At 70.1% G+C, this 13361-nt stretch carries 1 protein-coding gene and 1 pseudogene; both read left to right on the forward strand.

The window, feature by feature from the left end:
• Nucleotides 1–60 precede the first annotated feature (60 nt).
• Nucleotides 61–4680: pseudogene (locus CAL26_RS28895) on the forward strand (amino acid adenylation domain-containing protein); the annotation flags it as partial.
• Nucleotides 4680–13358, forward strand: coding sequence for a non-ribosomal peptide synthetase (locus tag CAL26_RS11135; RefSeq protein WP_094846908.1), 8679 nt, complete (start codon nt 4680–4682; stop codon nt 13356–13358). The pseudogene CAL26_RS28895 and the gene CAL26_RS11135, both read left to right, overlap by 1 nt.
• Nucleotides 13359–13361 lie beyond the last annotated feature (3 nt).

Genomic DNA, 13361 nt, shown 5'->3' on the forward strand with positions numbered 1-13361 from the left:
GGCGGCGCGCCATCCGGTGCGTTCCAGGACAACACGGCGCCCGTCAGCGTCGCGCTGTCGCCCATCCAGCGCTGGTTCTTCGATACGCCCATGCCGGCGCGTGCCCACTGGAACCAGAGCGTGCTGCTGCGGCCCGCCGGGCCCGTGGACACCGCCGCCTTGCGGACAGCCGTGCGGGCGGTCATGGCGCATCACGCCGCGTTCCGCCTGCGTTTCGAAGCCCGGGCGGACGGCAGCTGGGACCAGCGTTACGGCGCGTCCCCGGCGTCCGATACCGCGCACGAAGGCGATTTCGACATCGTCGACCTGTCGGCGGCCGAGTACCCCGACGCCGCGCTGGCGGAAGCCGCGAGCGCCGTGCAGCGTGGCCTGGACCTGGCGACAGGTCCGGTCGCGCGCGCGGCCTGGCTGGACCTGGGACCCCCCCAAGCTGGCCGGCTGCTTTGGGTGGCGCACCATCTGGTGGTCGATGCGGTGTCATGGCAGATCCTGCTGGATGACTTCGAGACGGCTTACGAACAGGCCTGCCGCGGCCAAATACCCGTCCTGGCGGCGCCTGGCGCCAGCTATGGCGCGTGGACGGCGGCGCTGCGCGACTATGGCGCCCGGCCGTCGACGCAGGCGCAGCGCGATTACTGGCGTGCCCTGTGCGGCACGGACGAACCCGTGCTGCCCGCGCGCGATCCCGCCGGCGCGAACACCGTGCGGGTGGCACGCACCATTCACACCGTGCTGGACGCGGCCACCACCGAAGCGCTGCTGTCGCGTGCCGCGCGCGGGCATCGCACGCACGCGCACGAGGTCCTGCTGGCCGGGCTGGCGCTGGCCTTGTGCGCATGGACCGGCCGCGACAGCGTCCTGGTCGAGCTGGAGGGCCACGGCCGCGAAGACCTGGTCGCGGATCTGGACGTGGCGCGCACGGTGGGTTGGTTCACGGCGTTGTATCCCGTGCGCCTGGCGCCGGGCGGCACCGATGCGCTCCGGGCGCTGGCTGCCGTCAAGTCGCAGGTGCGGGCCTTGCCCGACAAAGGGCTGGGCTACGGCGCGCTGCGCTACGGCGGCGACGGGCTGAATGGCCTGGCGCGGCCGCTAGTCACCTTCAACTACCTGGGTCGGCTGGATGGCACGCTGCGGGAATGGTCCTGGGCCGCGGAATCCGCGGGTCCGGAGCGCGATCCCGACAGTCCGCGGCGCACCTGGCTGGACGTGGGCGCATCGGTACGCGATGGCGCCCTGCACGTCGCATGGACCTACAGCGGCGCGATCTTCGACGACGACGCGATCGACGCGCTGGCGCAGCGCTATATGGCGCAGCTGCGCGAGCTGGCGGCGGCCTGCGCGGGATCGGCGGCGGCGCTGCGCGCGGGGGATTTTCCGCTGGCGGGCCTGGCGCAGGCGGAGTTGGACAGCCTGGCGCTGGACCCGGCGGTCGTCGCGGATATCTATCCGGCGACTCCACTGCAGCAAGGCCTGTTGCTGCACACGCTGATGACGCCCGGATCGGGGATATACCTGATGCAGGATCGCTACCGCTTCGACCGCCGTATCGAGCCGGCGGCGATGGCGCGGGCCTGGCGCTGCGTGGGACAGCGCCATGAGGCGCTGCGCGCCGGTTTCGCGTGGCGCGGCGGCCAGGCGCCGATGCAGATCATCCACCACGACGCCGGTGCGCCGGTGGATGTGCATGACTGGCGCGGCCAGGATGCGGCCGACGCGATGGCGCGCATGGAGGCCATGCTGCGCGATGAACTGGCGGCGGGCTACGACATGGGCAGGGCGCCGCTATGGCGGATCCGGCTGTTCCGCATGGCCGATGCGGATCGCATGGTGCTCAGCTATCACCATATCCTGATGGACGCGTGGTGCCGATCGCTGTTGCTGGCCGATTTCTTCCGGGCTTACAAGGCCTTCCGCGATGGCGGCGAACCGCGTTTGCCGCGGGTCCGGCCCTATCGGGATTTCATCGGCTGGCTGGGCCGCCAGGACATGCAGGCCGCGCGCGACTATTGGCGCGGGGTCCTGGCGGGATACGCAACGGTGACGCCGCTGCCGCTGGCCCCCGTAAGCGCGGCGGGTTCGGTGGAGGCTGCCGAGGCCGCGGACGCGCTGGTGTGCCTGTCCGCCGCCGACACCGCCACCCTGCAGAAGGCCGCGCAGTCCGCGCAACTGACCGTCAATACCTATGTGCAAGGCGCGTGGGCCTTGCTGCTGGCGCGCTGCGCCAACGTCGACGACGTCCTGTACGGCGTCACTGTCGCGGGGCGTCCCGCCGATCTGGACGGCGTGCACGACACCGTGGGCCTGTTCATCAACACGCTGCCGCTGCGCCTGGCCGTCCCCGCTTCGGCCCGCGTCCGGCCCTGGCTGCGCGATATCCAGGCCGCCAACGCCGCCATGCGCGAGCACGAACATCTGTCGCTGGCGGAAATCCAGGCGCTGGCCGGCGACCTGCCGCGCGGCATGAATCTGTTCGACACGTTGTTCGTCTTCGAGAACGCGCCGCTGGACGACGCCATGCTGGCCGAAGCGGCGGAGCTGGGCCTGTCGGCCGATGGCGCCCGCACGCACACCAACTACGCGCTGACCGTGGTGGCGAAGCCGGGCGTGGAGCTGGGACTGCAGGTCACCTACGACACCACGCGCTTCAGCGCGCCCGCGATGGACCGCCTGCTGCGAACGCTGCGGCACATCCTGGTGGAACTCGCCGGCCGCCCCGATGCGGTGCTGGCCGATATCGGCCTGCTGCCCGATGCCGAACAGGCGCGCCTGCTGGCGCTAGGGCGGGGCGCGGCGCCCGCGTATCCGCTGGACGTGGGCTACGCCAGACTGTTCGAGGACGCGGTCCTGCGCCACGCCGACCGGACCGCCGTCCGTTCGCGGGATGGCGCGTTGAGCTACGCGGCGCTGAACCGCAGGGCGGAGCGCCACGCGCACGTGCTGGCCGCGCATGGCGTGCGGCGCGACGACGTCGTCGCGATCCTGGCCGAGCGCGGCCTGGACATGCTGGCCAGCGTACTGGGGGCTTTCAAGCTGAACGCGGCCTATCTGGCGCTGGACCCCGCGCTGCCGCCGCAACGCCTGGCGCAGGTGCTGGCGCTGGCCGCTGTGCGCACCCTGGTGGTATCGGACCAGGCCGCCGCGGCATTGGGAGAGGGGCTGGCGATGCTGCCGCCGTCCATACGGGTCGTACCGGGCGCGGCTTTCGCCGGCGACGCGCCGCGCGACTATCCGCGCGCGGCCGCGCATCCCGACCAGGCGGCCTACGTCATCTTCACCTCGGGCTCGACTGGCGAGCCCAAGGGGGTGATGGTCACCATGCGCGGCATGCTCAACAACCAGCTGAGCAAGCTTCCCTATCTGGCGCTGGGACCGGACGACGTCATCGCGCAGACGGCGTCGCAGAGCTTCGACATCTCCGTATGGCAGTTGCTGGCCGGATTGCTGGGCGGCGCCTGCGTGCATATCGTGGCGGACGAGGTCGCGCGCGATCCGGCCGCGCTGCTGCGGCAGGTGGACGAAGCCGGCATCACCGTGCTGGAGTGCGTGCCGACGCTGATACAGGGCATGTTGATGCGCGATCCGGTGGCGCTGCCGCGCCTGCGTTGGCTGCTGCCCACCGGCGAAGCCACGCCCATGTCGCTGGCGCGCGCGTGGCAGCAGCGCTATCCCGACATTCCGCTGGTGAACGCCTATGGCCCGGCCGAGTGCGCGGACGACGTCGCACTGTACCGCATGCCGGCCATCGGCGACGACCGGTCGACGGGCGAGGTACTGGCCATCGGCCATGCCGCCGACCATACGCGCCTGTACGTGCTCGATGCGCAGCTGGCGCCGCTGCCCGCGGGTGTGGTGGGCGAACTGTGCGTCGCCGGCGTCGGCGTGGGGCGCGGCTATCTGCATCGTCCCGCCATCAGCGCGGAGCGCTTCGTGGCCGATCCGCTGGCCGAGGTGCCCGGCTCGCGCATGTACCGCACGGGCGACCTGGCGCGCTTCCGCGAAGACGGTGTGCTGGAGTACGTCGGGCGCGTGGATCATCAGGTCAAGGTGCACGGCTTCCGTATCGAGCTCGGCGAAATCGACGCCCAGCTGGCGCGCATCCCTTCCGTGCGGCAGGCGGTGGCCGTGGCGCGCGGCGACGTCCAGGGCGGTCGCCGCCTGGTCGCCTACGTCGTCCCGCGCGACGCCGCGTGCCTGGCCACCGAAGAGGCCCGCGACGGCTGGCTGGCGCAGGCAAGGACTGCCCTGGCACAGGCACTGCCAACCTATATGGTGCCTGCCCTGTGGGTGGCGCTGGAGCGCCTGCCGCTGAGCCCCAACGGAAAAATCGATCGCAAGGCGCTGCCGGCGCCGGAGCTCGGCGATGCGCGCCGGTCGTATGCGGCGCCAACCGACGACGGCGAACGGCGTCTGGCGGAAATCTGGTCGCAGGTGCTGGGCGTCGATCGGATAGGACGGGATGACAGCTTCTTCGAGCTGGGCGGCCATTCCCTGATGGTCATGCAGGTGGTGGCGCGCATCCAGCGCGAACTGCGCGTGGACGTGCCGCTGACCGCGCTGTTCGAGGCCCAGACGCTGGCGGCGTTCGCCGAACGCGTCGCGCGCGCCGGCGCCGCGGCGGCCGGGCAGGACGAGGCGCTGCGGCGCATGGATGACTTCCTGGATACGCTGGAGGCGATGTAATGGACCAGACCCTGGCGCGCCGCGTCGCCGGAAAATTCATGGCGCTGGGGCCGGCGCAACGCCGCGCCGCCTATCGGCAGATGCGCGAGACGGGCATGGATCCGGCGCAACTGCCCATCCTGCCGCGCGATACGGCGCCGGTCATGTCGCGCGCGCAGCGGCGCTTGTGGTTCCTGTGGCGCATGGATCCGGCTGATGCCACGTATCACGTGCCCGGTGCGCTGCGCCTGCGGGGCCGCCTGGACGTGGAAGTCGTCCGTGCCGCGCTGGAGGCGGTGCGTCAGCGCCATGCCGCCTTGCGCACGCGCTTCGTTGCCGATGGGCATGGACTCGCGGCGCCGGTGGTGGACGACGACGCCTCGATCGTCGTCGAGCACGTCGACCTGCGCGCGCTGGACCTTGCCGACAGGGAACCACACGGCGCGGCGGTTGCGCGCGCCTGGCTGGCGCAGCCATTCGACCTGACCGCGGGGCCGCTGTTGCGCGCCGGCGTCATCAGGCTCGAGCAGGAAGAGCATCTGCTGGTGATCGTGATGCACCACATCGTGTCCGACGGTTGGTCGGTGCGCCTCGTGATGGCGGATTTCGCGGCGGCGTATGCGGCATTGCTGTCGCAGGGCCAGGCATCGCTCCCCGTGGCGCCCGCGATCGCCTATACGGACTATGCGGGCTGGCAGGACGATCTGCTGGACGCCGGCGAGCACGACAGGCAGTTGGCCTACTGGCGCGAAGCGCTGGGCCCGGAGCACGGCGCCCTGCAACTGCCGCAAGACTATCCGCCGCGATCCGGCGCCCGTGAGGCGGCGACGGTCACCGTCGACCTGGATACCGCGCTCGCGAGCAGCCTGCGTGCGCTGGCGCGCGAGCGCGGCGACACGATATTCATGCTGCTATTGGCGGCATTCCAGGCCTTGCTGCATCGCTACACGGGACAGGACGACATCCGCGTGGGCGTGCCGGCGGCGGGACGCCATCGCGCGGAAACGCAGGATGTGGTCGGCCTGTTCGTCAATACGCAGGTGCTGGCCGCGCGCTTCCACGCCGGATCGACGTTCGCGGACGCCGTCGCGCAGGCACGCGCGGCGGTGCTGGGCGCGCAGGCGCATCCGGACCTGCCCTTCGATAGCCTGGTGGATGCGGTGCGGCCGGAACGGGGCGTGGACCAGAATCCCTTGTTCCAGGTGCTGTTCAATCATCAGCAATCGCAGGGCGCCGGCGCGATGGCCTTGCCCGGTATGGCGTGCACGACATATCCCTTGGGGGTGGCGGCGCTGCCGGTGGATCTGCAATGCGATACGGTGGAACACGGCGATGGCCGTATCGCGTTCACGCTGCGTTATGCCCGGGACCGTTATGCGGAAGCGAGCCTGCGTCGGCTGGCGGCGCATTACGCGGCGGCCTTGGCGGCCCTGGCATCGACGCCGGGCATGCGCGTGGCCGAGGCGTCCTTGCTGTCGGACGAGGATCGGGACCTGCTGCGCGCATGGGGCTGGGGTGCCGGATCGGAGAATGGGTCTGGGGTGCGCGCGCATCCGTTGCCGGCGGCATTGCCGTATCCCTTGCCGGCCGCCTGGCGTTCGGTAGGTTGGGACCAGCCCGTCCACGCAGTGATCGCGGCGCAGGCGGCCCGCACGCCGGATGCGGTCGCGGTCAGCATGGCGGTGGAAGCGCAGGTCGGTGCGGGCGCCGAGGTCGCCGGTGGTGCCGCCGGCACCGATGGCGTCGTCCCGTTGACGCTGACGTACGCGGAACTGGAACGGCAGTCGAACCGGCTGGCGCATCGGCTGATATCGCTGGGCGTCGGCCCGGAGCAGCGCGTGGCGATCGCCGCGCATCGACATCCGTCGCTGGTGGTGAGCCTGTTGGCGGTATTCAAGACCGGCGCGGCCTACGTGCCGCTGGATCCGGAGTATCCGGATGATCGTTTGGCCTACATGGTGCGGGACAGCGCGCCCGCGCTGGTGTTGACCCAGTCATGGCTGTTGGATCGCGTACGGACATGGACCGACGCGGTCCTGGCGGTCGATACGCTGGACCTGTCCGGCGAGCCAGACGATGCCCCGGACGTGCCGGTGCACACCGAGCAGGCGTGCTACGTGATCTACACATCCGGCTCCACCGGCAAGCCCAAAGGCGCCGCCAATCGCCACATCGGCCTGGGCAATCGCCTGGCCTGGATGCAGCAGGCCTACGGCCTCCGCACAGACGACGTCGTGCTGCAGAAGACGCCCTTCAGCTTCGACGTCTCGGTGTGGGAGTTCTTCTGGCCGCTGATGACAGGCGCGCGGCTGGCGCTGGCCGGCGTGGGCGAGCATCGCGACGCCGAGCGGCTGATGGCACGCATTGTCGATCAAGGCGTCACGACGCTGCACTTCGTGCCCTCGATGCTGCACGCCTTCGTCTCGCACTGCGAATCGCAGGCGATCGTCGCGGTGCGGGATAGCGGTGCGCCCATGCTGGACACAGCCCGGCAGGTACTGCGCCGCGTCTTCTGCAGCGGCGAAGCGCTGCCCGCGGAGCTTTGCGCGCGCTTCCAGGCCCTGTTCCCGCAGACCGAGCTGCACAACCTCTACGGCCCGACCGAAGCGGCCATCGACGTCACCTTCTGGGATTGCGCGAACACCAGCGGCACCGGCGTGCCCATCGGCCGCCCGATCGCGGGCCTGCGCACGCATGTGCTCGACGCGAACCTGAACGAAGTCCCGCCCGGTGTAGCCGGAGAGTTGTACCTGGGCGGCACGGGCCTGGGCCGAGGCTACCTGAACCGGCCGGGCCTGACCGCCGACCGTTTCATCGCCGATCCTTTCGGCACAGGCCAGAGGCTTTATCGCAGTGGCGACCTGGCCCGTTGGAATCACGACGGCCAGCTCGAATACCTCGGCCGCCTGGACCACCAGGTCAAGCTGCGCGGGCAGCGCATCGAGTTGGGTGAAATCGAAGCGCAGCTCCAGTCGCTACCCGGCGTGCAGCAGGCGGCCGTACTGGCGCAAATGGGCGCGCCGTCGGACGCGGGCATTGCCGGCAATGCCGGTAATTCCAGCAGCGCCGCCGCCGGCGCCGTCAGCATGCGACTGGTCGCATACGTCACGCCAGCGGACCTGGACACCACCGCCTTACGGCAGACCATCGAGCGGAGCCTGCCTGCCTACATGGTGCCGACCGCCTTCATCCTGCTGGACAAGCTCCCGGTGACCGCCAACGGCAAGCTGGACCGCCGGGCGCTCCCCCAAGCCGAATTCACCGCCACGCACGCCTACGAACCCCCGCAGGGCCAGGCGGAAGAAACCCTGGCCGCCATCTGGCGCGAAGTCCTCGGCATCGACCCGATCGGTCGGCACGACAACTTCTTCGAAATCGGCGGCGATTCCATCCTGAGCCTGCAGATCGCGGCGCGGCTGCGGCAGGCGGGCTGGCGCATCACGCCGCGGCAGATGTTCGAACGCCAGAGCATCGCGGCCCTGGCGGAGGTGGCGGTGCGCCTGGGTGGGCAAGAGGAACGCATCCACCGGGGCGGCGCGGCCGGCCCGCTTGCCGGCGGCGCGTCCGTCGATGCCGCGGGTCAGGAAGACATCGCGGACGACACTGTCCCAGGTCAGGAGGTGCCACTGCTGCCCATCCAGGCGTCGTTCCTGGAGCAGCCGCTGGCCACGCATAACCACTGGAACCAGGCGGTCTTGCTGCGCAGCGATGCGGAGATCGACATCGCCGCGCTGCGCATCGCGCTCGCGGCCGTGGTGGCGCACCACGATGCGTTGCGGCTGCGCTACCGGCGCGATGCGGACGGCCGTTGGGCGCAACGGTACGTGCAAGCCGATGCACTGGATACGCAAGCGCATGACATGCTCTGGGACCTGAGCGCGCGCGATTCCGCTGAGATCGAAGCGCACTGCGCGCGGGCGCAAGCCAGCCTGGATATCGGCATCGGCCCGCTGCTGCGCGCCGTGCGCATAAGCGTGGCGGACGGGAGCTGGCGCCTGTTGCTGGTGGTCCACCATCTGGCCATCGACGGCGTGTCCTGGCGCATTCTGCTGGAAGACCTGCGGCTGGCCTACGAACAGGCGCTGCAGTTGACGTCCACGTCCACGTCCACGTCCACGTCCACGTCCACGCCGACGCCGACGCCGACGCCGACGCCGACGCCGACGGCCACGCCCACTCACACTCCCACGTTGGCGCCGACGCTGCCCGCGCGCACCGCCAGCTATGGCGCCTGGGCGCGCTATCTGCGCGGGCAAGCCGCCGCGCACGCGCCAGACGCGCAGTACTGGCTGGAGCAGCCAGCCGGCGATTTCCCGTCACCGGACCACACCGGCGGCGCCGCGCGCCTACGCGACCAACGACGCGTCGAGGTCAGCCTGACGCGCGAACAGACGCAGGCCCTGCTGCGGCAGGCGCCCGCCGCCTACCGAACGCAGGTCAACGACCTGTTGCTGGCCTCGCTCGCCTCGGCCCTGAGGCACTGGCACGGCGTGCGCGCGGTCCGCATCGACCTGGAAGGCCATGGCCGCGAAAGTGGAGCTGAGTCTCCCGCGCCGCCGCGCGATGCCGAACCACCGCATGGTGCCGAGTCGCCGCATGGTGCCGAATCGCCGCACGGTGCCGAATCGCCGCACGGCGACACCGTGACGCACGCTGACGCGCCCGACGTCTCGCGCACCGTGGGCTGGTTCACCAGCATCTACCCGGTCGTCCTGGACACGGACGGCGAACCGGAACAGCTGATCCGCCGCACCAAGGAACAACTGCGCGCCATTCCCCGCAACGGCATAGGCCATGGCGTCCTGAAACAATGGGGCGACCCATCCGTCCGCGACGCACTGGCAAATGCGCCCCAGGCCTCCATCCTCTTCAACTACCTGGGCCAGTTCGACGCCGGCGAAAGCAACGGCAGCGACTGGCGTATCGCGAACGAAAGCGCCGGACCGGGCCAACACGCCCAGGCGCCGATATCGCATCCCCTGACGATCAATGGCCGCGTGTACGGCGGACGGTTGTCGCTGGAATTGAGTTATCGCGGCGGGCAGTGGGCCGAAGCGAGCATGCGCGACCTGGCCGCCTGCTGGACACAGGCGCTGTCGGCCGTGATCGCGCATTGCACCAGCGGCGCGCAGGGCGTCACGCCTTCCGACTTCCCGCTGGCGCGGCTGACGCAGGCCGAACTGGACGCGCTGCCCATTCCCGCGCCGGTCAGCCACTGGCAGGACATCTACCCGGTCACGCCCATGCAGGCCGGCATGCTGTTCCATGCCGTCTATGAACGCGACGCCACCCCCGCCACTGCCACGTCCACCGCTATGGATACGGCGACGCCGACGGCCGCCGCCACATCGCCCGTCGCCACATCGGCCGCCGCCATCCCGGCGGTCGCTGCCAGCCAACCCTACATCAACCAGCTGCGCGTCGACGTGCGCGGCCTGGATGCAAGGCGCTTCCAGGCCGCCTGGGTAGCCGCCGTGGCCCGCCACGACGTGCTGCGGACAGGCTTCGTCACCGGCGCGGGCGAGCCCTTGCAATGGGTGGCCCGTCACGCCGAGCTTCCCTTCGAGTACGTCGCCCTGCATGGCGACGCGGACAAGGTTGCGACGCAACTGGGCGCCCTGGCAGCCGCCCAGCGGGCCACCGGATTCGACCTCGCGCGGCCGCCCTTGATGCGCTGCGTGCTGGTGCGCGTGAACGACGACCACGATCATTTGATCTGGACGCATCACCATCTGCTGCTGGACGGATGGAGCCTGTCCCAACTGCTCGCTGAAGTGCTCGGCGACTATGCCGGCAAGGCAGTGCCGCGCCCGGCCGGGCGGTACCGGGATTATCTGCGATGGCTGGCCATGCGTGACACCCAGGCCTCGCAAGCCTACTGGGCCGGCCAACTGCGCGACCTGGAAGCCCCGACCCTGCTGGCGGAGGCGATGTCCACCATGCCCGGCGCGCAGGCCGAGCTGGAAGATCACGGCGCCGCGAGCCGGTATGGCGCCTGGACGCTGAACCTGGACGACACCCAGTGCCAGACGCTGACGGAGTGCGCGCGCCGCGAACGCGTGACCATGAATACCCTGGTCCAGGCCGCCTGGTCCCTGGTGCTGAACCTGCATACCGGCCAGGATACGGTGGCGTTCGGCGCGACGACGTCCGGCCGTCCGGAGGACCTGCCGGGCGTGCAGCACGTGCTCGGCCTGTACATCAATACGCTGCCGGTCCTGGTGCACTTGCGCCCGACACAGACGGCGGGGGACTGGCTGCGCGAGCTTCAGGCGCGCAATGTCGCCGCCCGCGAGCATGAACAGACGCCCTTGTACGAGATCCAGCGCAGTGCCGGCCAAGGTGGCCAGGGCGGGCATGGTGGGCGGGGGCTGTTCGATACGCTGGTCGTCTTCGAGAACTATCCGGTGGACCAGGCGCTCAAGCAGCCCTTGCCCGACGGCGCGCGCTTCAGCGGCCTGGTTAACACGGAGCAGACCAGCTATCCATTGACGCTGGTCGTGACACAGCAGGGCGGCCTGGTCCTGAACTTCAGCTATGACCGAGCACGGTATGACGAAGGCACGGTCAAGGCCCTGGGCCGGCGTTTGATCCAGGCGCTATGGCGGTTGACGGCGATGGTCCGGCAGCCACTGGGCGCGCTGGGCCTGCTGGCGCCCGAGGATTTGGATAGGCTCCGGGCGTGGACCGACGGCGGGGGGCTGGACGATGCCCTGTCCGGATGGCGGGACCGGCCCGTCCACGCCGTGATCGCGGCGCAGGCGGCCCGCACGCCGGATGCGGTCGCGGTCAGCATGGCGGTGGAAGCGCAGGCCGGTGCTGCCGAGTGCAATCCTGGCGAGGCAGTGTCCGATAGGGACGCCGGCGCCGGCGCCGATGGCGATACGCTGACGCTGACCTACGCGGAGCTGGAGCGGCAGTCGAACCGGCTGGCGCGTCGACTCATGTCGCTGGGCGTCGGCCCGGAGCAGCGCGTGGCGATCGCCGCGCATCGACATCCGTCGCTGGTGGTGAGCCTGTTGGCGGTACTCAAGACCGGCGCGGCCTACGTGCCGCTGGATCCGGAGTATCCGGATGATCGTTTGGCCTACATGGTGCAGGACAGCGCGCCGGCGCTGGTGTTGACCCAGTCATGGCTGTTGGATCGCGTACGGACATGGACCGACGCGGTCCTGGCGGTCGACACGCTGGACCTGTCCGGCGAACCAGACGATGCCCCGGACGTGCCGGTGCACGCCGAGCAGACGTGCTACGTGATCTACACATCCGGCTCCACCGGCAAGCCCAAGGGCGCCACGAATCGCCACATCGGCCTGGGCAATCGCCTGGCCTGGATGCAGCGGGCCTACGGCCTCCGCACAGACGACGTCGTGCTGCAGAAGACACCCTTCAGCTTCGACGTCTCGGTATGGGAGTTCTTCTGGCCGCTGATGACGGGCGCGCGTCTGGCGCTGGCCGGCGTGGGCGAGCATCGCGACGCCGAGCGGCTGCTGGCACGCATTGTCGATCAAGGCGTCACGACGCTGCACTTCGTGCCCTCGATGCTGCACGCCTTCGTCTCGCACTGCGAATCATCGCCGGCCGGCGATGCGTCCATGCTGGACGCAGCCCGCCAGGTGCTGCGGCGCGTCTTCTGCAGCGGTGAAGCATTGCCCTCGGAGCTGTGCGCGCGATTCCAGGCCCTGTTTCCGACGACCGAGCTGCATAACCTTTACGGCCCGACGGAAGCGGCCATCGACGTCACCTTCTGGGATTGCGCGAACACCGGCGGCACCGGCGTACCCATCGGCCGCCCGATCGCCGGCCTGCGCACGCATGTGCTGGACGCGAACCTGAACGAAGTTCCCCCTGGTGTAGCCGGAGAGTTGTACCTGGGCGGCACGGGCCTGGGCCGAGGCTACCTGAACCGGCCGGGCCTGACCGCCGATCGCTTCATCGCCGATCCCTTCGGCACAGGCCAGAGGCTTTACCGCACGGGCGACCTGGCACGCTGGAACCACGAAGGCCAGCTCGAATACCTCGGCCGCCTGGACCATCAGGTCAAGCTGCGCGGCCAGCGCATCGAGCTGGGTGAAATCGAAGCGCAGCTGCAGGCGCTGCCCGGCGTGCAGCAGGCGGCGGTACTGGCGCAAACGGGCGCGCCATCGGACGCCTGCAATGCCGGCAATGCCGGTAATTCCAGCACCGCCGCCGGCGCCGCCAGCATGCGCCTGGTCGCGTACGTCACGCCAGCGGACCTGGACGCCACCGCACTACGGCAGGCCCTGGAACAGAACCTGCCTGCCTACATGGTCCCTTCCGCCTTCGTCCTGCTGGACAAGCTCCCGGTGACGGCCAACGGCAAGCTGGACCGCCGGGCGCTCCCCCAAGCCGAATTCACCGCTACGCAAGCCTACGAACCCCCGCAGGGCCAGGCGGAAGAAGCCCTGGCCGCCATCTGGCGCGAGGTCCTCGGCATCGACCCGATCGGTCGCCACGACAACTTCTTCGAAATCGGCGGCGATTCCATCTCCGTGATGCAGGTCTTCGCGCTGCTCCGGCAACGGCATGGCGTGGACGCGGGCGTCCGTGCACTGTTCGACGCCCCCAGCATCACCGCCCTGGCGCGCTCGCCGCAACTCCAGGCCCTGTGCGCGCCAGACACCGCGCGCGCCGACCTGGCGGCAATCGACTCCCTATTGAACGAACTGGAGATCTAGATA

Source organism: Bordetella genomosp. 9 (genome assembly GCF_002261425.1).
Classification (GTDB): Bacteria; Pseudomonadota; Gammaproteobacteria; order Burkholderiales; family Burkholderiaceae_B; genus Bordetella_C.